General features: G+C 74.7%; 17 protein-coding genes. 8 read left to right on the top strand and 9 right to left on the bottom strand.

Annotated features, from left to right (window positions below):
- Window positions 1-67 precede the first annotated feature (67 nt).
- Complete coding sequence (locus ACZ7JZ_RS24815) at window positions 68-790, top strand: hypothetical protein (protein WP_470942954.1); 723 nt, start codon at window positions 68-70, stop codon at window positions 788-790.
- Window positions 791-888: 98 nt separating this feature from the next.
- On the opposite strand, the gene ACZ7JZ_RS24810 is transcribed toward ACZ7JZ_RS24815, so the two are convergent.
- Both ACZ7JZ_RS24810 and ACZ7JZ_RS24805 read right to left on the bottom strand, forming a co-directional pair.
- On the bottom strand, window positions 889-2,004 hold the full coding sequence (locus tag ACZ7JZ_RS24810; protein WP_470942952.1) for a glycosyltransferase: 1,116 nt from the start codon (window positions 2,002-2,004) through the stop codon (window positions 889-891).
- On the bottom strand, window positions 2,001-2,540 hold the full coding sequence (locus ACZ7JZ_RS24805) for a WcaF family extracellular polysaccharide biosynthesis acetyltransferase (protein WP_470942951.1): 540 nt from the start codon (window positions 2,538-2,540) through the stop codon (window positions 2,001-2,003). Before ACZ7JZ_RS24805 ends, ACZ7JZ_RS24810 begins: the two co-directional genes overlap by 4 nt.
- A gap of 100 nt (window positions 2,541-2,640) precedes the next feature.
- Here ACZ7JZ_RS24805 and ACZ7JZ_RS24800 point away from each other — a divergent pair, with 100 nt between their 5' ends.
- On the top strand, window positions 2,641-4,188 hold the full coding sequence (locus ACZ7JZ_RS24800) for a hypothetical protein (protein WP_470942950.1): 1,548 nt from the start codon (window positions 2,641-2,643) through the stop codon (window positions 4,186-4,188).
- Here ACZ7JZ_RS24800 and ACZ7JZ_RS24795 read toward each other — a convergent pair.
- Genes ACZ7JZ_RS24795 through ACZ7JZ_RS24785 form a run of 3 tightly spaced genes read right to left on the bottom strand, consistent with a single transcriptional unit; the run spans window position 4,108 to window position 8,446 of the window.
- Window positions 4,108-5,472 (bottom strand): MATE family efflux transporter, encoded by a 1,365-nt coding sequence (locus tag ACZ7JZ_RS24795; RefSeq protein WP_470942948.1) that lies wholly within the window; start codon window positions 5,470-5,472, stop codon window positions 4,108-4,110. The genes ACZ7JZ_RS24800 and ACZ7JZ_RS24795 overlap by 81 nt on opposite strands.
- Entirely contained in the window at window positions 5,469-7,214 is a 1,746-nt protein-coding gene (locus tag ACZ7JZ_RS24790) for a lipopolysaccharide biosynthesis protein (protein WP_470942946.1), read from the bottom strand. The genes ACZ7JZ_RS24795 and ACZ7JZ_RS24790 overlap by 4 nt, the downstream gene beginning before the upstream one ends.
- A complete protein-coding gene (locus ACZ7JZ_RS24785) occupies window positions 7,211-8,446 on the bottom strand; it encodes a glycosyltransferase (protein WP_470942945.1) in 1,236 nt (411 codons plus the stop codon). The genes ACZ7JZ_RS24790 and ACZ7JZ_RS24785 overlap by 4 nt, the downstream gene beginning before the upstream one ends.
- A 142-nt stretch (window positions 8,447-8,588) precedes the next feature.
- Here ACZ7JZ_RS24785 and ACZ7JZ_RS24780 point away from each other — a divergent pair, with 142 nt between their 5' ends.
- Window positions 8,589-9,083, top strand: coding sequence for an FAD synthase family protein (locus tag ACZ7JZ_RS24780; protein WP_470942943.1), 495 nt, complete (start codon window positions 8,589-8,591; stop codon window positions 9,081-9,083).
- On the opposite strand, the gene ACZ7JZ_RS24775 is transcribed toward ACZ7JZ_RS24780, so the two are convergent.
- The 3 genes from ACZ7JZ_RS24775 to ACZ7JZ_RS24765 all read right to left on the bottom strand — a co-directional run bounded on the left by ACZ7JZ_RS24775 (window position 9,064) and on the right by ACZ7JZ_RS24765 (window position 13,768).
- Window positions 9,064-9,786: a CDP-alcohol phosphatidyltransferase family protein gene (locus ACZ7JZ_RS24775; protein ID WP_470942942.1), complete on the bottom strand. Its 723-nt coding sequence runs from the start codon at window positions 9,784-9,786 to the stop codon at window positions 9,064-9,066. The genes ACZ7JZ_RS24780 and ACZ7JZ_RS24775 overlap by 20 nt on opposite strands.
- Window positions 9,787-9,968: 182 nt before the next feature.
- Window positions 9,969-11,900, bottom strand: coding sequence for an ABC transporter ATP-binding protein (locus tag ACZ7JZ_RS24770; RefSeq protein WP_470942940.1), 1,932 nt, complete (start codon window positions 11,898-11,900; stop codon window positions 9,969-9,971).
- Window positions 11,897-13,768, bottom strand: a complete 1,872-nt coding sequence (locus tag ACZ7JZ_RS24765; protein WP_470942938.1) for an ABC transporter ATP-binding protein — start codon at window positions 13,766-13,768, stop codon at window positions 11,897-11,899. Before ACZ7JZ_RS24765 ends, ACZ7JZ_RS24770 begins: the two co-directional genes overlap by 4 nt.
- Window positions 13,769-13,834: 66 nt before the next feature.
- Here ACZ7JZ_RS24765 and ACZ7JZ_RS24760 point away from each other — a divergent pair, with 66 nt between their 5' ends.
- Window positions 13,835-15,097, top strand: a complete 1,263-nt coding sequence (locus ACZ7JZ_RS24760; protein WP_470942937.1) for a hypothetical protein — start codon at window positions 13,835-13,837, stop codon at window positions 15,095-15,097.
- On the opposite strand, the gene glgX is transcribed toward ACZ7JZ_RS24760, so the two are convergent.
- Complete coding sequence (gene glgX, locus ACZ7JZ_RS24755; RefSeq protein ID WP_470942935.1) at window positions 15,087-17,360, bottom strand: glycogen debranching protein GlgX; 2,274 nt, start codon at window positions 17,358-17,360, stop codon at window positions 15,087-15,089. The two genes, ACZ7JZ_RS24760 and glgX, sit on opposite strands and share 11 nt — an antisense overlap.
- A 148-nt stretch (window positions 17,361-17,508) precedes the next feature.
- Between glgX and ACZ7JZ_RS24750 the strand changes: the two genes are divergently transcribed.
- The 4 genes from ACZ7JZ_RS24750 to ACZ7JZ_RS24735 all read left to right on the top strand — a co-directional run bounded on the left by ACZ7JZ_RS24750 (window position 17,509) and on the right by ACZ7JZ_RS24735 (window position 24,368).
- A complete protein-coding gene (locus ACZ7JZ_RS24750; protein WP_470942933.1) occupies window positions 17,509-18,729 on the top strand; it encodes a L,D-transpeptidase in 1,221 nt (406 codons plus the stop codon).
- Window positions 18,730-18,838: 109 nt separating this feature from the next.
- A complete protein-coding gene (locus ACZ7JZ_RS24745) occupies window positions 18,839-21,730 on the top strand; it encodes a SpaA isopeptide-forming pilin-related protein (RefSeq protein ID WP_470942932.1) in 2,892 nt (963 codons plus the stop codon).
- Between the two features lie 519 nt (window positions 21,731-22,249).
- A complete protein-coding gene (locus ACZ7JZ_RS24740) occupies window positions 22,250-22,954 on the top strand; it encodes a L,D-transpeptidase family protein (RefSeq protein ID WP_470942976.1) in 705 nt (234 codons plus the stop codon).
- 166 nt (window positions 22,955-23,120) lie between these two features.
- The gene (locus tag ACZ7JZ_RS24735; RefSeq protein ID WP_470942931.1) at window positions 23,121-24,368 is read left to right on the top strand and encodes a L,D-transpeptidase; all 1,248 of its coding nucleotides are present in this window, start codon (window positions 23,121-23,123) and stop codon (window positions 24,366-24,368) included.
- Window positions 24,369-24,404 lie beyond the last annotated feature (36 nt).

The raw sequence follows: 24,404 nt of genomic DNA, 5'->3' as shown, positions 1-24,404 counted from the left end.
CGGACCGGTGAACCACAGGTGCGGGGCCCGGCCTCACCGGCGGGCCCCGCACCCGTACCCCCTCCGAATGACCCAGTACCACTGGAGCCACCTGATGCGTCCCCTGAACCGGCGCTCCGCGGCCGCGGCCCTGCTCGCCGCCGCCCTCACCCTCACCGCCTGCAGCTCCGGCGACGACGCGAAGGAGCAGGTGTCCGGAGCGCACGCGGCGGCCCCGTCCGCCGTCGCGGAACCGGGCACGGACGCCTCCGCGAACCCGCCCGCCAGGACCGCGCCCCCGGCCGCCAAGCCCAGCGGCCCGGTCGTGGACGACGGCGCGCTCAAGCCGGTCACCGGCACCTTCACGGACGAGGAGCGCGAGTACCTCAGCGGCCGCGTCCCGGAGAAGACCGACCCGGCGGCCGTCCTGCAGACCGGCCAGGAGGCCTGCCAGCGGGTGGCCCGGACGGCGAAGCGGGACAAGGACGCCGCCACCGCGTCGATCATCGCGGGCGAGATCCCCGTGGCGAAGGCCGCCATCCCGCACCTGTGCCCGGAGCTGAAGCCGGTCCTCGCGGACGCGGAGAAGGGCTTCACCGACGGCGTGCTCAAGGACCCGGAGCCGGGCAGCTACCGCGCCCTGACCCCGGGCCCGGACTGCACCTGGCAGGCCAAGGGCAGCGGCGGCAAGAGCCTGGCCGCCGGCCCGGAGCTCGGCGCCAAGGCCGGGGACCGGATCGTCGCCAAGATCCCCTCGGGGACCGCGGAGTTCACCTCCACGGGCTGCTACGCCTGGGTCCCCGTCTACTGACGGCGGTACGTACGGGCGGCCGCGCGCACGTACCCGCAGACCGGCCCCGCACGCGCCAGGCGCGTGCGGGGCCGCGTCGTGTGCGGGGTGCGCGTCCGCTACGGCAGGAGCCTCCCGTAGACCCCCAGCAGGGTGTCCAGCACCGCGTCCATCGAGAAGGACTCCGCGGCCAGCTTGCGGGCGGCCGCCGAGGCGCCGCCGTTCTCCTGCGGGTCCAGCAGCTCCCGCACGGCCGCGGCCACCCCCGCCGGACCCGGCTCCACCGCCCGGCCCGCGCCCGCCGCGGCGATGTCCTTCGCGAGGCCGTTGGAGTGCGTCACCACCGCGGGCACGCCCACCGACAGGGCCTCCAGCACCGACATGGGGAAGGGCTCGTCCACCGACGGCAGCACGTACACGTGCGCCCGCCGCAGCTCCTCCAGCACCCGCTCCCCGGACAGCGCCCCCGGTACCTCGAAGCGGTCCCCGAGCCCGAGCTCCGCGATCCGCCGGTCCACGGCCGCCCGCTCGCCCTCGTCGGGCCCGGCCAGCACGAACCGCGCGTCCGGGTGCGTCCCGAGCACCTCCGCGGCCGCGTCCACGAAGTCCACCGGCCGCTTGCGGGCCTGGAGCCGGGCGGCGTACAGGATCCGCGGCGGTCCGGACAGCGGCGGCCGCTCCTCCTGCGCCGGGGTGCCGTTGACCAGCCGTACCGCGCTCTCCAGCGGACGGCCCACCACGGCGTCCAGACCGGTCCGCTCGTGCGGGGTCAGGTACAGCACCGCGCCGGCGCCGCGCAGCACCCGGCGCACGGCCAGCGCGTCCAGCACCTTCGCCAGCAGCCGGTCGCTGGGGTCCACCATCCCGTGGGTCTGGAGCACCAGCGGCTTCCCGGCCCGCAGCGCCGCCAGCGCCACCGGCAGGGTCACCAGGTCCCGGGCCAGGTGCACGTGGACCAGGTCGGCGTCGCGCACCAGCCTCCCGGCCTGCGCGAGCAGGGCCGGGGAGGTCATCCCGCTGAACCCGAGCGGCAGCAGCCGGCGGGCCGGGTACAGCCGGGCCGGCACCCCCTCCACCCCGGTGGGCCACGGGTCCCCGAAACCCTCCCCGAGGGCCAGCAGACCGGCCTGGTGGCCGCGCGCCCGCAGCCCCTTGGAGAGGTTCAGGGCCACCCGCACCGGCCCCCCGAAGGCATGGGTGGGGGAGTGCAGGGTGACGGCGTGCAGGACTCTCACTTCGGCTCCTCCACGGGGCGGCGGCTGCCGTCCGCCGTCTGCAGGGTCAGTTCGGGCAGGTCCTTGTGGACCACGGAGCCGGCCCCGGCGACCGCGTGGCGGCCGACGGTGACACCGGCCAGGACGGTGGCGCGGGTGGCGATCCAGGCCCCGTCCGCCACCGTGATGGGCGCGTTGCGGTACCGGAAGTCGGCGGCCCGGTGGTCGTGGCTGCCGGTGCACAGCAGCGCCTCCTGCGAGACGCAGACGTGCGCGCCGATCACGACCGGCTCCAGGTTCAGCAGCCAGGCGCCCTCGCCGATCCACGTGTGGTCGCCGACGGTCAGCTTCCAGGGCCACAGCACCCGCACCCGGTGCCGGATCAGCACGCCGGTGCCGATCTGCGCCCCGAAGGCGCGCAGCAGCGAGACCCGCAGCCGGGCCGGGCAGAACCAGGCCATGAAGACGGTGTTCATCACGGCGAACCACAGGGCCTGTACGAGCAGCCCGCGGCCCTTGTCGTAGCCGGCCAGCGTGAAGGCCGGGAGATTGCGCATCGTTACCCCCACTGGCACCGCCCCGGGCGCCGACCGCTCACATTATCGGTTTACGGCGCACTAGACTGCGGCGGAACTCAAGGCACGGGGCGGGAGCACGGTGGCAACGGACACACACACGCCGGCGGCCGGACCCGCGCCCGCACCGGGCCCCGGGACTTCCGCAGCCGCCGCCGGGCCCGCGGCCGACCCCGCGCTCCAGTGGGGGCGGGTCACCACCCCGCGGACCCTGCTCTCGCGCGCCCTGTCCGTCCCCCTGGCCCTCGGCTTCACCGTCTTCCTGCCGCTGATGGTCGCCGTACAGACCGGCGGCGGAGCCAAGGACGGCGCCTTCTACCTCCAGCTCGCCCTCACCATGTACGCCGGCGCCCGGCTCTCGGCGATGGTCCTCACCAGCCGCCGCAAGCTCCTCCAGGGCTCCTTCTGGCTGTTCGTGTACATGGCCCTCGGCGTGGCCCCGCTCGCCCAGGCGGTCCTCGGGCAGGTCCCGACCCCCGTGGTCGGCCCGCGCACCGACCTCACCCAGGCCATCGCGCTGATCCTGCTCGGCTGCATCTGCTTCGACGTGGGCGCCCTGCTCGCCCGCCACCGGCCGGTGCGGCGCACCCGCAGCGGCCCGGCGGAGGTCCGACCGGTGATGGTGCACAAGCGCCGGCTCCAGCTGCTCACCGTGTTCGCTTTCCTGTGCAGCGCCGTCTTCGTGATGAAGCTGGGCGGGCCCGCGGTCTTCTTCAGCAGCCGCCAGGAGATCATCGCCGGCATCGCGGAGGCGGGCGTCTCGGCCGACGACGGCCAGGCCGGGCAGGCCTTCCTGCGCGGGTTCGGCACCGTACCCGCCCTGCTGGCCCTGCTGATCTACACCCGCTGGATGGTCACCTCCACCCGGGCCCGCCGCACCCCCTCGGTGATCGCCACCTGGGCCGCGCTCGCCGCGCTCAACCTGGTGGTCAACAACCCGATCTCGAACCCGCGCTACTGGTTCCTCACGGTCATGTTCGCCCTGCTCTTCACCGTCTTCCCGGTGAGCGCGGCGATGTACCGGGTCGCCCTGTCCATGGGCGTGATCGTGGCCCTGGTGATCTTCCCCTTCGCGGACCGCTTCCGGTACGACGAGAAGAACTACAAGCCGGTCGAGACCACGTCCGTCCTGGAGCCGATGGCCCTCAAGGACTACGACCAGGTCGGCATGTTCGCCAACACCATCACCTTCGTCGAGTCCGGCCCCGGCCACTTCTACGGGCGCCAGCTCGCCGGGTCGGTGTTCTTCGCCGTACCCCGCTCGGTCTGGTCCTCCAAGCCCCGCGACACCGGCGTGATGGTCGGCCAGTGGATGGGCACTGTCAACACCAACCTCTCCTCCCCGATCTGGGCGGAGCTGTGGATCGACTTCGGCCCGGTCGGCATGTCCGGCGGGCTGCTCGGGCTCGGCTACGCGGCGGCCCGGGTGGACCGCCGCTACGCCAAGCGCGCCACCCGGCGCTCACCGCCGGGCAGCCTGATCTCGGTGGTGGTCCCGCTGGTGGCGGGCTACTCCTTCATCCTGCTGCGCGGCCCGCTGCTCCAGGCCTCAGGCCGGGTGGCGATCGCGATGATCTGCCTGGCCCTCGTCGCCACCTACCGCACGGACCGCCGCCAGATGCTCCGCTGAGCCCCCGTCCGGCTCCGCCGGGCCCGCGGGCACGCGCAGCCGGGCCACGCGGGTCCAGGCGGCCAGCGCCTTGAGGGCGGAGCCCGCGGCCAGGCCCCAGGCGGCGCCCGCGGCGCCCGCGAGGGCGTAGCCGGCCAGCAGCAGGGCCACCGAGACCAGGGAGAAGACCACCTGTACGGACAGGGTGGCCTTCGGCGCGAGGACGCGCAGGGTGAGCAGGGCGCAGGTGCCCAGGCCCATGGCCGCGTACTGCGCCCCGGTCGCGGGCAGCAGGGCGGCGGCGGAGGCCCAGGTGTCGCCGAGCAGCTCGCGGCCGAGGCCGGCGGGCAGGGTGTACAGGGCAGCAGCCCAGCCCGCGCCGACCGCGGCCAGGACCAGCCCCAGCGCGCCGGTGGCGCGGACCACCCGGCGCTTGCCGCCCAGCCTGCCGAGGAACGGCGGGCCGAAGGCGTTCGCGGAGTTGAACAGGACGTTCAGCGGCCCGAAGAGGGTGCTGGCGCCGCGCAGGGCGCCGACGGCGAGCGGGGTCGCGAAGAGCCCGAGGCCGAGGACGGCGAGCTGGCTGGAGCCGTTGCCCACGGCGAACTCCACCGCGAAGCGCCGCCCCAGGTGGTCGCGGCGCAGGAAGCGCCGCAGGTCGCTGCGGTGCCCGGCCAGGAAGGGCCGCAGCAGGCCCAGCCCCAGCAGCAGGGCGGGCAGCGCCGACAGGCCCCAGACCAGGACCAGCCGGGCGGGGGAGGACCCCTGGGGCTGGCCGGACAGGGCGCCGACCACGCAGCCGAGCCGCAGGAAGTCGGCGAGGAAGGCCCGGTGGGGCTGGCGCACGGCGGAGAAGCAGTACCGCAGCCCGTCCTGGAGGAGGACCAGCGGCAGTACCGCGCCCAGCGCGAGGAGGGCCCGGCCGGCGTCCCCGGGGACGGCGAGCCCGGCCAGGAGCAGCAGGGTGCCGGCCGCGGTGGAGGCGAGGGCGGTGAAGGAGACGGCCGAGCGGCAGGCCGGACCGACGGCGCCGTCCCGTTCGAGGACGACCGTCTGGCCGACGTAGGCCATGCCCAGGCCGAGGAGCACGCTGAAGGCCACGTACACCATGGAGAAGGCCGCGAACCCGTCCGCGGACGACAGCCGCGCGGCGAGCACGAGCACGAGGATGTTGGTCAGGCTGGAGGCCGCCTGGTCGCCGACGGAGGCCAGCAGGGCCACCGCGCGCCGCGGTTCGCGGGGCAGGGCGCGCGGCGGCTCGGCCCGGGGCCCGGGGATCCGGGCCCCGGAGGGGGAGTCCGTCACCGCTGTCCGGTGCGTACGGTCCGCAGGGCCACCGTGTCGCTGCCGTCGCCCGGGATGTGCTGGTCCGGGTCGGGCATCCGCGGCTCGGGCTGCGGCCGGGGCTGCGGGGCGGGGGCGGGCGCGGGGGCGGCGGGGGCTGCGGGAGCGCTGCCCCGGCGGAGCTTCTTGCCCTTGCCGCCCTTGCGGCCGCGGCCCTCCTTGGGCTGGCCCCCGTGCAGGACGGCGCCGAGGACGGTGCCGCCCGCGCCGCTGATCAGCTCGCGGATGCGGACCAGGTCGGTGCGGTGCACGGCCCGCGGGTCGCAGACCACGAGGACCCCGTCCACGCGGTCGACGAGGGCGAGCGCATCGGCGTAGGAGAGCACGGGCGGGGCGAGCACGACCACGGTGGCGTTGGGGGAGTCGGCCTCGGAGATCAGGCCGCTGGCCCGCTGCGAGGTCAGCGACCGGGGCACGTTGCGCACCCGCTCGCCCGGGATCAGGCCGAAGGAACCCGACTCCCCGGCGTCCACCACGAGCTGACGGCCGTCGGGCCACTCCGCGTCGGCGCCGCCCGCCGACTGGCTCCAGCGGGGCCGGGCACCGGTGTCGGTACGCAGCTGGCTGGCCAGTACGGGGGTGCGCAGGTCCGCCTCGATCAGGAGCACGTCCTTGCCGGTCTCGGCGAAGGAGGCGGCGAGGTTCACCGCGGCGGCGGCCGCGGTCTCGCTGCTGCCGCGCGGGGCCACCACGAGCAGCCGGCGCCGGTCCGCGAACCGGGCGTCGTAGGCGAGGCGGAAGGCCACCGACCGGTACTCCTCCGCGAGCCGCGGATCCGCCTCGCCCGCGGCGAGCAGCGGCCCGCCGCCGGTCCGGTCGCGCGGCAGGGTGCCGAGCACGGGGGCCCGCAGGGCGCGGGCCACGTCGCCGTCGGAGCGCGGGGCCGGGTCGAAGACCAGGCGCACCCAGGCGGCGAGCAGCCCGAGCGCGAGGCCGACGGCCGCGCCGAGGGCCAGGGACATGGGGAGGCCGGGGCCGTCCGTGGAGGTCGGCGGGGTCGCCGTGCTGGTGACCCGGCCGGGGCTCATGTCGAGGGCTTCGAGCTTGGCGATGCTGCCCTGGAGGGTGCTGATCCGGCTGAGCATGTCGCTCTTGGTGGCGTACGCGGAGTCGCGGGCGGGGCCGTCGGGCAGCCCGGATATCTCCTTGACCAGCTCGTCGTGGCGCTTGGCGATGGGGTCGCGCTGGTCTTTGTAGCCCTTGACCATTTTGTCGCGGATGTTCTCGATGGACTCCTGGCGCTTGGCCAGGTACGCCGTCGTCAGGGCGTTGGCCCGCTTGGCGGCGGCCTGCGGGGAGTCCGAGGTGTACGTGAAGCGGAGCACGAGGCTCTGCGGCGGGTTGGTGACCTGGAGGCCGCTGCGCAGTGCGGCGACCGCGGAGTCGGGCAGGCCGAGCTTCTCCGCCGCCTCCTTGGCCACCGAGTTGCTGAGCGCCGTCTGGCGCTCTGAACCGACGTTGATCGCCTTGTCGAGCGAGATGCTCGGGTTGAAGGGGTCGTCGGTGGGTGTGCGCAGGACCACGTCCGCGCTCGCCACGTACGTGTCCGCCGTGCTGATCCCCAGCCAGGCGCCGCCCAGCAGGCCCACGCCGATGCCGCCGGCGATCAGCCGCCGGTAGCGCAGCAGCTGCCGGAACTGGTCCCTGAGGAGGTCCGGCTCGTCTTCGCCCGCGGTCACCGCGGTGCGGTTCGTCTCCGTCACTGCCGGGGACCCCCAAGTGCTTCGTCTACGAGTGCGTCGATGCGGGCCAGTCCCGCGTCACGGCTCAGGTGGGCCGCGACGTGGCGGGGGCCGGCCGCACCCAGCTCGTCCGCTGCCTGCGGGTCCTCGGCCAGGGCCCGTACGGCCTTGAGCAGGGCGTGCGGGTCCTCCGGCGGTACGAGCACCCCGGCGCCGGACCGCTCGACCTCCTGCGCGGTGCCGCCCTCGAACGCCACGGAGGCGACGACGGGACGGCCGGACGCGAAGTAGGAGGTCAGCTTGGAGGGGACGCTCATGTCGAGGACGGCCGCGTGCTGGGTGACGGCGAGTACGTCCGCCGCCGCGAGGATATCCGGGAACTGCCCGTCGGCGGCAGGGGGGATGATGTCCAGATTCGGTACGTCCGCGGACAAGTCCGCCAGAGCGGACCGCTGACTGCCGTCGCCCATCAGGACAAAGCGGACGTCCGGGTCCAGGCGCGCGGCGCCGACCAGGACTTCGAGCCCCTGCTTGAGGCCCATGTTCCCGGAGTGCAGGACCACGGTCTGGTCCGGGGCCCAGCCCAGGTGGTGACGGGTCTCACCCCGCGGCTGGGACGGGCCGGGCACGTGGGACCAGTTCGGGACGAGCCGGATCCGCGCCGGGTCCACGCCCATGGCCACCACGCGGTCCACGAAGGTCTCGTGGATCACGCCGACCAGCGCGGCCCGCTTGAGCGCGTAGGCCTCCGCCCGGCCGGCCAGCGCCGCGGCCTTGTCGCCGCCGCTGATCCCGCTCTGCGCGGCCGCCGCGCCCATGAGGTCCTGGACCACCGGGACGAAGGGCACCTTCCAGCGGGCGGCGAGCCGGGCCGCCAGCACCCCGCCGGCCAGGCTGGGCATCTGCGCCATCACGAGGTCCGGCTTCGGCATCCGGGGCGGGGCCGCGGCCCCGTGCGCCAGGATCGAGCCCTCGAAGAGGGCGCGCTTGACGGCGGTCTGGCGGGTGGGCACGGTGTGCGCGCGCCGGTGCACGGTGACCCCCGCGCGCCGCTCTGTGCGCCGGAGCGCCCCCTTGTACTCCGGTTCGAGGGACCAGGAGGGGTAGTGCGGCATGCCCGCGAGTACGTGGGTGTCGTGGCCGAGAGCCGCCCAGTGCTCGGCGATCTGGGTCGCGTAGGGCCCGATCCCTGCATGCTCGGGAGCGTAGTTGGTCGAAACGAGCAGCAGTCTTCGATGACCGGATATGGACACTGAGCGTCCCCTTCTCCCCCAGCTTGGTGCGGGGGACACCCTAATCGTTCACCCGCGCACCACGGAACGTGCACGCTATCGTCTGATAATCCGCCGCACTGGGGAGTGCGGTCTGTGGGGGGTACCGATGACGGAGCGAGACATGTCCGAGCACAACACGCCCGCGCGCAAGCCGTACCGGATCGGCTATGCGCCGGGTGCCTACGATCTGTTCCATATCGGACACCTCAATATCCTCCGCCATGCCCGCAGCCAGTGCGACTACCTGGTAGCCGGGGTGGTTTCGGACGAAATGGCCGAACTCGCCAAGGGGCGGCGGCCGATGATCCCGCTCGTGGAGCGCCTGGAGATCGTCCGCAGCGTCCAGTACGTGGACGCCGCCTTCGTCGAGACGGTTCCCGACAAGCTGGAGACCTGGAAGCAGGTCCGCTTCGACGTGATCTTCAAGGGCGACGACTGGCGGGACACGCCCAAGGGCGACAAGCTCGAGGCCGACTTCGCCACCGTCGGTGTGGACGTCGTCTACTTCCCGTACACGGTCCACACCTCCAGCACCCAGCTGCGCCGGGCGCTCGACGCCCTCGCGCAGCCGGTGGACCGGACCCTCCCCGAGCAGCTCACCGCCGAACGGCGCTGACCTCCCGGAACCACTTCGCGAGGAAGGCCGCCAGGAAGAGCGCGGCCAGCAGACCCAGCACCGCGTACGCCCAGCGGAACAGCCCCCCGCCGCCCAGCAGCAGGAACACCAGGCAGAACACGCCGTGGTCCACCGGCAGCAGCGCCACCGCGCGCAGGGTGGAGGGGGCTGCCGCGGGGGCGCCCGGCTCGGGCCTCGGCTTCAGCTTCTCCGTCAGCAGCCCGCCGAAGAAGGTCACCACCGAGGCGAACTGGAAGGCCAGCGGCACCAGCAGCCAGCCCGCGCCCGGTATGCCGTACTCCTCCGGGAAGCGGTAGAAGGCGATCAGCACGGCGGCGTGCAGGGCGGTGATCTTCGCGCAGTCCACCACGTGGTCCAGCCACTCGCCGGCCGCGCTGCCCCCGCCGCGCAGCCGGGCCAGCTGCCCGTCGGCCGAGTCGAACGCGAAGCCCACGGCCAGCGCCGCCCAGACCGCGAGCCCCAGCCCCCACGAGGGGGCCGCGAGCGCCACGGCGGCGATCCCGGCGAAACTGAAGGCGGCGCTGACCAGCGTCACCTGGTTCGGGGTGAGGCCCAGTACGTACGACCCGGCGGCCAGGTACCGGCCCGCGGGCCGGTTCACGAACCGCGAGTACAGCGATACGCCCTTCGCCGACTTCTGCGCCCCGCGCAGCTCCTGCAGCGCGGTCCCGACTCTGCCCATCCGCCCTCAGATCCCCTCATGCAGTGGAACGCGGGTGCGAACCGACCCGCTTGGGCGCACATCATCGCAGCACGGGACGACAGCCCCGGCCCGAGTGGTTCGCACGGAACGGTACGGGCCGGGCGAACCGGGAGAACCGCCGCAGACCGCCCCCGAGGCTCCCGCCGGCCCGCGCCGCCCCGTCAGACCAGGCTGTCGCGCCAGGCCCGGTGCAGGTCGGCGAACCGGCCCGAGCCCGCGATGAGCCCGGCCGGGCTGCCGTCCTCCACGATCCGCCCGGCGTCCATGACCAGGACCCGGTCCGCCACCTCCACGGTCGACAGCCGGTGCGCGATCACCACGGCCGTACGGCCCTGCAGCACGGTCTGCATCGCCCGCTGCACCGCCTGCTCGCCCGGGATGTCCAGCGAACTGGTCGCCTCGTCCAGGATCAGCACGGCCGGATCGGCCAGCAGCGCCCGCGCGAAGGCGACCAGCTGCCGCTGCCCGGCCGAGATCCGCCCGCCGCGCTTGCGCACGTCCGTGTCGTACCCGTCCGGCAGCGCCGTGATGAACTCGTGCGCCCCGATGGCCTTCGCGGCCTCCTCGATCTCGGCGCGCGTGGCGTCCGGGCGGCCCAGCGCGATGTTCTCGGCCACGCTGCCCGAGAACAGGAAGGCCTCCTGCGTCACCATCACCACCCCGCGCCGCAGTTCGGGCACGGACAGCTCGCGCAGGTCCACCCCGTCCAGCAGCACCCGGCCGCCCGAAGGGTCGTAGAACCGCGCCAGCAGCTTGGCGAGGGTGGACTTCCCCGCCCCCGTGGACCCCACGACGGCGACGGTCTGCCCGGCGGGCAGGGTGAGCCGGAAGGCCGGCAGCACCTCGGCCCCGCCCTCGCGGTACGCGAAGCGCACGTCGTCGAACACCACCTCGCGGCCGGGCTGTTCCCGCCCGTTCGCGGGCAGCTCCCGCGGCTCCTGCGGCTCCGGCACCGAGGGCCGCTGGGCCAGCAGCCCCGCGATCTTCGCGAGCGAGGCCACCGCCGACTGGTACGCGTTGAGGAACATCGACAGCCGGTCGATCGGCTCGTACAGCCGCCGCAGGTACAGCACCGCGGCGGCCAGCACGCCCAGTTCGAGCGAGCCGGTGGCCACCCGGTACGCGCCCCACAGCACGATCCCCGCCACCGCCGTGTTCGCGATCAGCCGCGAACCCACCACGTACCGGGCCATCTCGATCAGGGCGTCGCCGTTCCTGCGCTCGTGGCGCCGGTTCAGCTCCAGGAACTCCCGGTCGTTCGGCTGCTCCCGGCGGAAGACCCGTACCGGCCGGATGCCGTTCATCGTCTCCGCGAACTTCACGATCACCGAGGCCATCGCGTCCGAACGGGCCGAGAAGATCAGCTCCGAGCGCCGGCGGTACCCCTGCACCAGTACGTACAGCGGGACGAACGACAGCACCGCCACCGCGCCCAGCCCCAGGTCCAGCCAGAGCAGCAGCGCCGAGATGAACACGAACGACAGGACCACGCCCAGGAGTTCCTGGAGCCCCTCGCTCAGCAGCTCCCGCAGCGACTCCACGTCCGTCGTCGACCGCGAGATCAGCCGCCCCGAGGTGTACCGCTCGTGGAAGTCCAGGCTGAGGGCCTGCGCATGGCGGAAGATCCGCCCGCGCAGGTCGAGCAGCACGTCCTGGTTCACCCGGGCCGCCGCCCGGATGTAGCCGTACTGGAAGCCGCCCGCGCCCAGGGCGCACAGGAGGAAGCAGATCCCGACCACCACCAGCGGCCCGTCGTCCCCGGCCCGGAAGGCCGGCACCCCGCGGTCGATGGCGTACGCGACCAGCAGCGGACCGGCCTGTGCGGTGGCCTGCTGGGCCAGCAGGAGCAGCGCGCCGAGCGCCACCCCGCGGCGCCGGTCGCGCAGCAGGGAGCCCAGCAGGCGGCGGGTCTCGCCCGGCGGGGCGTCCAGCTCGTCCCGCTCCACGGCGTCCCCGGCGGCAGCGGCAGCCGCGTCCCCGCCCGTACCCGGGTCCGCACCCGTACGCGCGTCCCGGCCCGAGTCCGTACCCGAGTCGCCGCCCGTAGCCGTACCCGTACCCGTACCCGTGTCCGTCGTCTCCGCAGCGCTCATCGCGCGCCCCCCTCCGTCAGCTCCTCCTGCTCGCCCGGTGCGCCCTGTTCCGGCGGGGGCTGCGCCCCCGACATCAGCCAGGCGTACTCCGCGCTGTCCCGCAGCAGCTCCTGGTGCGTGCCCACGGCCGCGACCCGGCCGCCGGACAGCAGCGCCACCCGGTCGGCGAGCAGCACGGTCGAGGGCCGGTGCGCCACCACGAGGGCCGTGGTGTCCGCCAGCACCTCCCGCAGCGCCGCCTCCACCAGGGACTCCGTGTGCACGTCCAGTGCGGACAGCGGATCGTCCAGGACCAGGAACCGCGGACTGCCCGCCACCGCCCGTGCCAGCGCGAGCCGCTGCCGCTGGCCGCCCGACAGGCTCAGCCCCTGCTCGCCGACCTGCGTGTCGGCCCCCGCGGGCAGCGAGGCCACGAACCCGGCCTGCGCGGTCGCCAGCGCCCGCTCCAGCTCCGGCCCGCCCATGGCCACGTTCTCCGCCACGCTCGCCGAGAACAGCGTCGGCTCCTCGAAGGCCACCGACACCAGGGTCCGCAGCCGCTCCCGCGGCATCTCCCGGATGTCCTCGCCGTCCAGCGTGATCCGGCCGGCCGTCAGCTCGTGCAGCCGCGGCACCAGGGCCGTCAGCGCCGTCTTCCCGCTGCCCGTGGCCCCGACCAGCGCCATCGTCTCGCCGGGCCGCACGTGCAGGTCGACGCCGTCGAGCACGGGCACGGAGTCGGCGGGCGCGTCCGGGAACCGGAACCGCACCCCCTCGAACCGCAGCCCGCCGCCCCCGGAGCCCGCCCCGACGGCCCCCGAACCGCCCCGGCGCGGCCGCGGCACCGCGGCCGCCGCCCGCTGCGCGCCGTCGCCGGGCCCCGAGGGCCCCTCCGACTCCTGGGCCTCGTCCAGCACCTCGAAGTACCGCTCGGTGGCCGTGGCCGCCTCCTGGCACATGGCCAGCAGGTAGCCCAGCGAGTCCACCGGCCAGCGCAGCGCCAGCGCCGTGGACAGGAAGGCCACCAGCGTGCCCGCCGACAGGTCCCCGTCGGCCACCCGCACCGTGCCCAGCACCAGTGCGGTGCCGATCGCCAGCTCCGGCAGGGTGGTCATCACGGCCGAGATCCCGGCCAGCTGCCGGGCCTTGGCCAGTTCGGTGCCCCGCAGCTCCCCGGCCAGCCGGCGGAAGACCCGCGCCTGGCTGCGGTGGCGGCCGAAGCCCTTGATGATCCGGATGCCGAGGACGCTCTCCTCGACCACCGTCGTCAGATCGCCCGACTGGTCCTGCGCCTGCCGGGACACCACCGCGTACCGGCGCTCGAAGGCCCCCGCGAACAGGAACAGCGGCACCGCCGGGGCCAGCAGGACCAGCCCGAGCGTCCAGTCCTGGAGCAGCATGATCACCGCACCGGCCGTGATCGTGACGATGTTGACCAGCAGGAAGGTCAGCGGGAAGACCAGGAACAGCCGTACGGTCCCCAGGTCGGCCGTGCCCCGCGACAGCAGCTGGCCCGAGGCCCACTTGTCGTGGAAGGCCACCGGCAGCCGCTGGAGGTGCGCGTACAGGCCGCCCCGCATGTCCGCCTCGACCCGCGCCAGCGGCCGGGCCACCAGCCACCGCCGGAAGCCGAACAGCAGGGCCTCGGCGATCCCGAGGAGCAGCAGCGCCAGGGACCCGGCCCAGACCCCGGCCGTGTCCCCGCCGGCCACCGGGCCGTCCACCAGCCACTTCAGCAGCAGGGGGATGACCAGGCTCAGGCAGGAGGCCACGATCGCGATGAAGGCGGCGAGCGCCCAGCGGTGGCGCACGGGCCGGACGTACGGCCACAGGCGCAGCAGCGTCCGGACGACGGAGCGTTGTGTGTGGGGTGCATCTATAGAGGGCATCAGGCGCGAGCATACGATTCGCTCCTGACGCTGCCCAGCGAATATCGCGCAGTTCACGGGGGGAACATGAACAGGTTCAGCCGTGCCGTGCCCGTACCGCAGCCGGGAGGGCGGGCGGCCGCCGCAGCCGCCGCCGCCCTGCTCGCCGCCCCGCTGCTGGCCGGCTGCTGGGGGAGCGGCGGCACGGCGCAGGGCGAGGCGGTGTACGGGCAGCCGCTGGCCCGGCAGTTCACCGCCGCCGCCGCACAGACCCGGGCCGCCGGCACCGCCGCCTTCACCTCCGGCCTCGAGTACACCTCCGGCACCGGCACCGCCCGCCTGCTCACCACCGGCTCCGCGGACCTGCGGGCCGGCACCGCCCGCGCCGAGACCGTCCGCGAGATCCCCTCCGACTTCCCCGTCGAGGCCGCCCGGGTGCTCGCCGAGGGCCCGTACGGCCAGCCCCAGGCCTGGGCCGTGCACGGAGCCGACGTCTCCGCCCGCACCGCCGACGGCGGCTGGCTGCGCTGGACCCCGGCCGCCCGCGCCGCCCACGACCCGAAGGGCACCTCGCCCGCCGCCGCGCACGCCCCGGGCCGGGTCCTGCCCCTCGGCGGCACCCTCGCCGAACTCCTCGCCACCGCTGTTCCCGCCCGGGAGCCCGTCATCCGCGAGGACGGCGGTCGCGAGTACGCCGTCCAGGTCCCCGCCGACCCGGCCCTGCGGCTGCTGCCCGCCCACCTCGCCGCCCCCGCCGCGAGCCGCGCCGCCCGCCCGGAGCCCGTACCGCTCACCGTGGTCCTCGACGCCCGCGGCCGGCTCGCCTCCGCCGACCTGGACCTCGGCTTCGCCCTCGACCGCCTCACCGGCCCCACCGGCAGCCGCACCCTGCCCGGGGTCACCGCCCTCCACGCCGTCTTCCGCACCACCGGCTACGGCGTCCCCGCCCCCGAGGCGCCGCCCGCCGGCCGCACCGCCGACGCCCACCGGGCCGTCGTCCCCCTCTTCCGGCAGCCGAAGGGGACCTGCGTGCTGCCCGCCGCCGGCCTCGGGGACGGCACCAGGGTCCTGCGCGCGGACTGCGCCCGCCCGCACACCATGCGGCTGTTCGCCCTCGGCCGCAGCGCCGACATCGGCCGCCTCTCCGTGGGCCGCTACACCGAGCGGACCTGCGGCGGCCCCTTCCGCGCCCTGCCGGCCTCCTGGCGCCGCGGCACGAAACCGGCGTACGAGCGGGTCGCCTCCGTCCGCACCGGCGCCTTCTCCTTCCGGTCCGACGGCTCGGGGAAGGTCTCCGGCGAGCCCCCGGCCGTCTCCGTCACCGTCGCCTGCCTCCTCGTCAGGCGCTGACCCGCAGCAGCAGCACCGAGCGGGCCGGCACCGACAGCGTGCTCCCGCCCCGCACCGCCGTGCCCGGGGCCGCCGCCTGGTCCTCGAGGGAGGTGTCGAGCACGAGCTCGTACTCCTGCGCCCAGGGCGGGCCCGGCAGCTGCCAGGACAGCGGCCGGTCCCCGGAGTGCAGCAGCGCCAGGAAGCTGTCGTCCGTGACCTTCCCGCCGCGGGAGTCGCGCCCCGGGATGTCCCGGCCCGACAGGAAGAGGCCCACGGCCCCGGCGGGCGCGTACCAGTCGCCCTCGGTCATCTCCGCGCCCGCCGGGGTGAACCAGGCCAGGTCCCGCAGCCCGTCCGCCTCCTGCGCGCGGCCCGAGAAGAAGGCCCGGCGGCGCAGCACCGGATGGTCCCGGCGCAGCGCGACCAGCCGCCGGACCAGGTCCAGCAGCGGGCTCCACACGGGGTCCGAGGCAAGGGACCAGTCCACCCAGCCGGTCTCGTTGTCCTGGCAGTACGCGTTGTTGTTGCCGCCCTGGGTCCGGCCGAACTCGTCGCCGGCCACCAGCATCGGCACCCCCGTGGACAGCAGCAGGGTGGTGAGCAGGTTGCGCAGCTGCCGGCGGCGCAGGGCGTTGATCCGGGCGTCGCCGGTCTCGCCCTCCGCCCCGCAGTTCCAGGCGCGGTTGTCGTGCGTGCCGTCGCGGTTGCCCTCCCCGTTGGCCTCGTTGTGCTTGTGCTCGTACGACACCAGGTCGCGCAGGGTGAACCCGTCGTGGGCGGTCACGAAGTTCACCGAGGCGTACGGGCGCCGGCCGCCCCAGGCGTACAGGTCGCTGGAGCCCGAGAGCCGGTAGCCGAGGTCGCGCACGTCGGGCAGCGCGCCCCGCCAGAAGTCCCGTACGGCGTCGCGGTACCGGTCGTTCCACTCCGTCCACAGCGGGGGGAACGCCCCGACCTGGTAGCCGCCGGAGCCCACGTCCCACGGCTCCGCGATCAGCTTGACCCGGCGCAGCACCGGGTCCTGGGCGATCACGGCGAGGAAGGGCGAGAGCATGTCCACGTCGTGCATGGAGCGGGCCAGGGCCGCCGCCAGGTCGAAGCGGAACCCGTCCACGCCCATCTCCGTGACCCAGTACCGCAGCGAGTCGGTGATCAGCCGCAGCACGTGCGGGCGGCCCGCGTGCAGGGTGTTGCCGCAGCCGGTGTAGTCCGCGTAGCGGCGCTGGTCGGACTGGAGCCGGTAGTAGCCGCGGTTGTCGATCCCGCGCAGCGACAGGGTCGGGCCCAGCTCGCCCGCCTCCGCCGTGTGGTTGTAGACCACGTCGAGGATGACCTCGATGCCCGCCGCGTGCAGCGCCCGCACCATCCGCTTGAACTCGCCGACCTGCTGACCGGCCGTGCCGGAGGCGGAGTAGCCCGCGTGCGGGGCGAAGTAGCCGACCGAGTTGTAGCCCCAGTAGTTGCGCAGGCCCCGGCGCAGCAGGTGGTCCTCGTGCGCGAACTGGTGCACCGGCAGCAGCTCCACCGCCGTCACCCCGAGCCGGGACAGGTGCTCCACCGCCGCCGGGTGGGCCAGGCCCGCGTACGTGCCCCGCAGCTCCGGGGGGATGTCCGGGTGCCGCATCGTGAAGCCCTTCACGTGCAGCTCGTAGATCACCGAATCGGCCCAGGGGGTCTTGGGCCGGACGTCGTCCGCCCAGTCGTCGTCATCGTGGACGACCACCCCCTTCGGCACGTACGGGGCCGAGTCCCGCTCGTCGCGCACGGTGTCGGCGATGTACTGCTGCGGCCAGTCCCGCACGTGCCCGTACACCTCGGGGGGCAGGGAGAACTCCCCGTCCACCGCCCGCGCGTACGGGTCCAGCAGCAGCTTCGCCGGGTTGAACCGGGCGCCCGTCCACGGGTCCCAGCGGCCGTGCACCCGGAAGCCGTACCGCTGCCCCGGCCGCACCCCCGGCACGAAGCCGTGCCAGATCTCGTGCGTCAGCTCCGGCAGGGTGCAGCGGGTCTCGACCACCTCGCCCGCCCCGCCCTGCCCGTCGAACAGGCACAGCTCGACCTTCTCCGCGCCGTCCCCCGCCCACAGCGCGAAGTTCGTGCCCGCCACCCCGTCGGGCCCCGGGCGGTACCGGGCCCCCAGCGGGTGCGGGGCCCCCGGCCACACCGGCGGCCCCGGCAGCGGGCGCACCCGCCGCACCTCCGCGGCGGTCCCGGGGGCGGCGGGCACGACCGGCCCGCTCCTCCCCGCCGCCACCGCCTCCTGCTCTGCTGCGCTCGACACTCCGGGCCTCCCGCGGCTCTCGGTACCGGCGGGGTGGTGCTGCGGCGTCCCGGCCGCAGCCCGCCCCCGTCTGGTCCTTCCCCCTGTTCTGCCCGCAACCGGGCCCGCACTCACGTTTCCCCCGGAGGGCCGCACTCGTTGCACGGGCGTGAGCTATGTGAAGAGGCGGCTGCTGGCCGCCACGGTGGTGTGGGCGGCACTGGCCGCGGGGCTGGCCGGGTGCTCCGGATCCGGGGCCCCCGGCGTCGAGGTGGGGCTGCCCGGCCAGCCCAGGGCGCCCCGGGAGGCCATCCGCATCACCCCGGAGGACGGGGCCGAGGGGGTGCCGGCCGGGGGTCCGCTGACCGTGACCGTCCCCGAGGGCCGGCTGGAGCGGGTCGTGGTCACCAAGGTCGAGGACGCGCAGGAGGAGCCCGTCCCCGGCGCCATCGCCCCCGACGGGCTCAGCTGGAGCCCCGATCCCTCCGCCGGGCGGCTGGCCCTGGCCGCCAAGTACACCGTGGACGCGGTGGCCCTCGACGGGCACAACCGCCGCCAGGCCCGCCACACCAGCTTCACCACCTTCGTGCCCGGGGAGCGCTTCATCGGCTACTTCAAGCCCGAGCACCGCTCCACGGTCGGCACCGGCATGATCGTGTCCTTCCGCTTCAACCGCGCCATCGAGAACCGCGCCGACGTCGAGCGGGCCATCACCGTGACCGCCGAGCCCGCCGCCGAGGTCGTCGGCCACTGGTTCGGCTCCGACCGCCTCGACTTCCGGCCCCGCAGCTACTGGAGGCCCGGCACCGAGGTCACCGTCGACATGCGGCTGCGCGACCTGGAGGGCGCCCCCGGCTCGTACGGCATCCAGAGCAAGACCGTGCGCTTCACCGTGGGCCGCCACCAGGTCTCCACCGTCGACGCCGCCAAGCACACCATGGAGGTCCGCCGCGACGGCCGCCTGCTGTCCACCGTGCCGATCAGCGCCGGGGCCCCGAAGACCACCACGTACAACGGCAAGATGGTGGTCACCGAGATGTTCGACGTCACCCGCATGAACGGGCAGACCGTCGGCTTCGGCGGCGAGTACGACATCCCCGACGTCCCCCACGCCATGCGGCTGACCACCTCCGGGACCTTCCTCCACGGCAACTACTGGGCCGCCCCCGAGACCTTCGGCTCCGCCAACACCAGCCACGGCTGCATCGGGCTGCGCGACGACAAGGGCGGCGGCTCCGACACCCCCGCCGGCTGGTTCTTCGACCGCACCCTGATCGGCGACGTCATCGAGGTGGTCAACTCCGAGGACAAGCAGGTGGCCCCCGACAACGGGCTCGGCGGCTGGAACCTGAGCTGGGCCGACTGGACGGCGGGATCGGCGCTCACGTAAGGGTGATTGTCTGACCGGAATGCCGTAGCGGGGAGTGTCGCCCCGCCGTCCGCGCCGTCCGCGCCCGCAGCCTGTCAGGGCAATGCGGCCAGGTAACGGACGGAGTGTCATGACAGGAAGGAAGGCGGGGAGGCTCACCCTCGCCCTCGCGATCGGCGCGGTGCTGGCCACGGCGGCCCCCGCGGTCCCGGCGTACGCAGGACAGGCAGCCGCGCACGGCGCGGCCGCCGCAGCCGCCGGGAGCGCCGGGAAGGGCACCCCGCGGCCGGCCGTCCGGGCCGCGGCCGCCCCGCTCCCCGGCGGCCTCGGCCCCTGCGTACCGGGCCAGTGCCCGGCCACGTGGGACGAGCCCGGCAACATCGGGCCCAAGGGCACCGACAACGCGGTCAACGTCTACGCGGGCGGGGACTTCCTCGTCCGCGAGGGCGCAGCCGAGGCCGAGGGCCGCGTCGTCGTCCTCGGCGACTTCGACATGAACCGCACCCGCGGCGGCAGCGTCTACAACATCGGCATCGTCGGCGTCGGCTCCCAGGTCCAGCCCCCGCTGGGCTCCGACTTCCTCACCACCGGCGGGGACGTCAGCATCACCGCGGGCCAGTCCCTGCTCGCCGACGGCGGCACGGTCCGCTACGCCGGCACCCTGACGGGCACCGTCACCGGCACCCTGGACCAGGACGACGCCGCCGTCGCCCCGTACGCGGACCTGCGGGCCCAGCTCACCGCGGCCAGCCAGTGCTACGCCCGGGTCGACGGCCAGCCCCGCACGCCGACCGGCACCGTCCAGAACCTCGGCTACGAGGTCCTGTTCACCGGGGACAACACGGCACCGCTCCAGGTCTTCAACGTCACCTCCGACATCGCCAACAACGGCGCCCAGACGAGCATCCGCTTCGACGGCATCCCGGCCGGGGCCACCGTCCTCGTCAACGTCTTCGGCGACGACCCGCTGATCAACATCTCCACCGGCGTGCTCGCGAACGTGCCGAAGGAGAAGCTCCTGTGGAACTTCCCCGACGCCGAGCAGGTCGACCTCTTCGGCAGCGGACAGTTCCAGGGCTCCACCCTGATCGCCGAGCCCGCCTCCGTGGCCACCGTCCAGCTGCCCGGCGTCAACGGCCGGTTCTTCACGGCCGGCAGCATCACCCACACCAGCTCCGCGACGGGCGGCGGCGGCCAGGAGTTCCACTCCTACCCCTTCACCGGCGACCTGCCCGAGTGCGGTGACCCGAACCCGGTGACCGGCGAGGTGTCCGTCCGCAAGACCGACGCCGAGTCCGGCGAGGCCCTGCCCGGCGCGGTCTTCGAGCTGTGGGAGGAGACCAACGGCACCCCCGGCCTCCAGATCGCCGGCCCCGGCGCGGACACCAAGTCCGGCGCGGACTGCACCACCCCGGCGGACGGGGTCTGCACCCGCGAGGTGGAGACCGGTACGTACTACTGGCGCGAGACGGCGGCCCCGGCGGGCTACGACCTCCCGGCGAACCCGGTCGCGGGCCCGCTGGTGCTGACCGAGGCGAACGCCTCCGACGGCGTGTCCGTGCCCATGGCGAACTCCCGCACGGTCGTCCCTCCGGTGACCGGGGAGGTGTCCGTCCGCAAGGAGGACGCGGAGACCGGAGCCGTCCTGCCCGGCGCGGTGTTCGAGCTGTGGGAGGAGACCAACGGCGTCTCCGGCCTCCAGACGGCGGGCGCCGACCCGGACACCAAGGTCGGCGCGGACTGCACCACCCCGGCGAGCGGAGTGTGCTCGCGCGAGGTGGAGACCGGTACGTACTACTGGCGCGAGACGGCGGCCCCGGCGGGCTACGACCTCCCGGCGAACCCGGTCGCGGGCCCGCTGGTGCTGACCGAGGAGAACGCCTCCCAGGGCGTCACCGTCACCCTGGACAACACCGCGACCGCCGCGGTCACCGGCGAGGTCTCCGTCCGCAAGAGGGACTCCGCCTCGGGCGAGGCCCTGGCGGGCGCGGTGTTCGAGCTGTGGGAGGAGACCAACGGCGCCCCCGGCCTCCAGATCGCCGGCCCCGGCGCGGACACCAAGGTCGGTGCGGACTGCACCACCCCGGTGGGCGGGGTCTGCTCGCGCGAGGTGGAGACCGGTACGTACTACTGGCGCGAGACGGCGGCCCCGGCGGGCTACGACCTCCCGGCGAACCCGGTCGCGGGCCCGCTGGTCCTGACCGAGGAGAACGCCTCCGACGGCGTGTCCGTGCCCATGGACAACACCGCGAGCGTGGTGCCCCCGGCCAACGGCTCGGTGACCGTGGTCAAGACCGACCCGGAGGGCAACCGGCTGCCGGGCGCCCGCTTCACCCTGTGGCGCGAGACCAACGGCACCGCCGGCCTCCAGACCGGCGGCGCGGCCCCGGACACCGTGGTCAGCGCCGACTGCGTGACCACCGGCACCGGCCAGTGCGCGGCGTCCGTGCCCCCCGGCACGTACTACTGGCAGGAGACCGCGGCCCCCGACGGGTACGACCTGCCGGCCCGGCCCGTCGCCGGACCCCTGGTCCTGACCCCGGAGAACAGCGAGCAGGGCGTGACCGTGACCGCGGTCAACACCCGCATCCCCGCCTACCGCGGCGACATCCTGGTCTACAAGAAGGACCAGAAGACCAAGAGGCCGCTGCGCGGCGCCGTCTTCGAGCTGTGGCGCGAGTCGAACGGGGTCCGCGGGCTCCAGACCACCGGCCAGTCCACCGACACCCGGATGGGCCCGCGCTGCGCCACGGACCGCGTCGGCCTGTGCGTCTTCGAGGACCTGCCGGCGGGTGAGTACTACCTGCGCGAGACGGACGTCCCCGAGGGCTACCAGCTGCCGGACAACCCCGTGACCGGCCCGGTGCGCCTGCCCGGCGCGAACGGCGGCGAGAACGGGAACGTGTCCGTCCAGATCGAGAACAAGCGCGGCGAGGACGGCAAGGGCAAGGGCGGCAAGGGCAAGGGCCGCGGAGACAAGGACGGCAGGGAGGGCCGCGGGGACGCAGGACCCCGCAGCTGACCCCGGCCGGAACCGGCCCGGACCGCCCCGGGCGGGCCCGGGCCGGCCCGGCCCGGCCGCGCCCCCGGTCACCGACCGGGGGCGCGGCCGTCCGTGCGTCCGGGGGAGTGGCGCCGTCACCGCATCGGCGCACGCGGGCGCGCCGGGCCGCCGCCCCCTCGGTTAGCTGGGGGCACGGCGCCCGCCCCCGGGCGCGAGGAGGCCCCGATGGCAACACCCCCGATACGGCGCACCCGGCGGACGCCCCCGCCGGTACCCCGTCACGAGCCCGGCACGCCCCCGCCCGGCGGGCACCCGCCCACCGCCGCGGGCCGCCCCCGGCCGGCGCCGGTCCCGCCGCTGCCCCGGCACCCGCCGCCCCCGCCCCGGCCCGCCGCCCCGCCCGCCGCGCTCCAGCCGCCCGTACCCGTACCGCCCGTACCCCCGGCGCCCGTCCCCCCGCGGCCCCCGTACCCGCCCGCCGCGGCGCCCCCGCCGCCCCCGGTGCGCAGGGCGCGCTCCCGCCCCCTGCGCGGGCGGCTGTCCGCCCGTACGGCCGTGCTCGCCACCGCCGCCGCGGTGGCCCTGGCGCTCCTCGGCCCGGCCCGGGCCGCAGCCGATCCCGCCGCCGCGGCCGCCCCCGCGGCGGAGCCGCCCTGCACCGCCGAGACCGGCCCGTACCAGCGGGAGATGGAGGAGCACCTCGGGCGGCCGGTGGACGGCCGGCAGTCGGCCGCCGACTGCGCCGCGGTCCGCGCCTTCCAGAAGCGCCACGGGATCGCCCCCGCCGACGGCTACCCCGACCTGATGACCTACCGCACGATGGTCGCCGTCACCGCCCGGGCGAACCCGAACGCCGCCAAGCGCTGCCCCGTCCGCCCGCACCGCGTCACCTGCATCGACCTCGACCGGCAGCTGCTCTGGGTGCAGCGCGACGCCCGGATCGTGTATGCGCCCGTCGCCATCCGCACCGGCCGCGACGGACTGGAGACCCGGCTCGGCTGGCACGAGGTCTACTGGCGGAGCAGGGACCACCACTCCACGCTGTACGACGTCCCCATGCCCTACGCCCAGTTCTTCGACGACGGGCAGGCCCTGCACGGCCGGGTCGGCGACCTCTACGACAGCGGCGGCTCGGCGGGCTGCGTCAACCTCACCGTCCCCGACGCCGAGCGCCTGTGGAACCTGCTGACCGAGGGGGACGCCCTGTACGCCTGGGGCACCAAGCCCGGCACCGACGACTGAGGCCGCCCCGCCGCCCTTCCCCGGCGCGCTCCCACGCCCCCTTCCCCCCCTTCCCACTTGGGACGGAACGGTGACAACTCCGTTGCCCGCCGTGACGCACCCGTGTGATTTCCTGTCGGCATGCGCGCGACTGTCCGCGCGCGGGGGACATGGGGAGAAACAACACGTGAACGTGCAGCCGATACCGGCCGCGCCGCGCGCGCGGCGCGGCCGGGCCCGTACCGGGGCGGCCGCCCTCCTGCTCGGCGCCGCCCTGCTGCTCAGCTCCGCCTGCAGCGCGGCGGGCGGCGGCAGCGGCGATGACGCGAAGAGCGGCGGCAGGGGCCCCGCGGCCGGCGGCGGTACGGAGGCCTCGCAGGCCGTCGTGACCGTCGCGCCCGCCGACGGCGCCAAGGAGGTCGCCACCAGCGGGGTCCTGAAGATCACCGCGGCGAACGGCAAGCTCGCCACCGTCACCGTGGCCGACACCAAGGGCAACGCCGTCGAGGGCACGCTCACGGCCGACGGGCGCAGTTGGGAGCCCGTACGCCACCTCGGCGCGGCCACGGAGTACAAGGTGCACGCCGTGGCGAAGGACTCCGCCGGACGGGAGTCCGCCAAGGACGTCACGTTCACCACGCTCACCCCGAAGAACACCTTCATCGGCCACTACACCCCCGAGGACGGCACCACCGTCGGCGTGGGCATGCCGGTCTCCATCAACTTCACGCGCGGCATCACGGACCCGGCGGCCGTGGAGAAGGCCATCAGCGTGACGGCCGTGCCGTCCGTGCCGATCGAGGGCCACTGGTTCGGCAACGACCGCCTCGACTTCCGCCCGGAGAAGTACTGGGCCCCCGGCACCAAGGTCACCGTCAAGCTGAACCTCGACGGGGTCCAGGGCCGCCCCGGGGTCTACGGGAAGCAGACCCGCACGGTCAACTTCACCATCGGCCGCTCCCAGGTCACCACGGTCGACGCGAGCACCAAGCAGATGCAGGTGGTCCGCGACGGCAAGGTGCTGCGCAACGTCCCCGTCACCGCCGGCGCCCCCGCCACCACCACGTACAACGGCCAGATGGTCATCAGCGAGAAGTACAAGGTGACGCGGATGAACGGCGCCACCGTCGGCTTCGGCGGGGAGTACGACATCAAGGACGTCCCGCACGCCATGCGGCTGTCCACCTCGGGCACCTTCGTCCACGGCAACTACTGGGCGCCCCCGAGCACGTTCGGCTCGCAGAACGTCAGCCACGGCTGCGTCGGCCTGCGCGACGTGCGCGGCGCCTGGGACGGGAAGACCCCGGCCGCCTGGTTCTTCGACAACTCGATCATCGGTGACGTGGTCGTCGTGAAGAACTCGAAGGACAAGCAGATCGCCCCCGAGAACGGCCTCAACGGCTGGAACATGCCCTGGTCGGAGTGGACCGAGTAGGACGCGGACACGGGACCGGCCCCCGCGGGCCCGGAG

Source organism: Streptomyces sp. NPDC038213, assembly GCF_055600495.1.
The sequence above is the reverse complement of the archived record's forward strand: the minus strand, read 5'-3'. Positions and strand labels throughout refer to the sequence as shown.

Bases quoted from the DNA above. Each gene is read 5' to 3' on its own strand.
- ACZ7JZ_RS24770 (WP_470942940.1), bottom strand. From the start codon at position 11,900: ATGAGCGCTGCGGAGACGACGGACACGGGTACGGGTACGGGTACGGCT.
- ACZ7JZ_RS24765 (WP_470942938.1), bottom strand. From the start codon at position 13,768: ATGCCCTCTATAGATGCACCCCACACACAACGCTCCGTCGTCCGGACG.
- ACZ7JZ_RS24745 (WP_470942932.1), top strand. From the start codon at position 18,839: ATGACAGGAAGGAAGGCGGGGAGGCTCACCCTCGCCCTCGCGATCGGC.
- ACZ7JZ_RS24805 (WP_470942951.1), bottom strand. From the start codon at position 2,540: ATGCGCAATCTCCCGGCCTTCACGCTGGCCGGCTACGACAAGGGCCGC.
- ACZ7JZ_RS24815 (WP_470942954.1), top strand. From the start codon at position 68: ATGACCCAGTACCACTGGAGCCACCTGATGCGTCCCCTGAACCGGCGC.
- ACZ7JZ_RS24780 (WP_470942943.1), top strand. From the start codon at position 8,589: ATGTCCGAGCACAACACGCCCGCGCGCAAGCCGTACCGGATCGGCTAT.
- ACZ7JZ_RS24775 (WP_470942942.1), bottom strand. From the start codon at position 9,786: ATGGGCAGAGTCGGGACCGCGCTGCAGGAGCTGCGCGGGGCGCAGAAG.
- ACZ7JZ_RS24760 (WP_470942937.1), top strand. From the start codon at position 13,835: ATGAACAGGTTCAGCCGTGCCGTGCCCGTACCGCAGCCGGGAGGGCGG.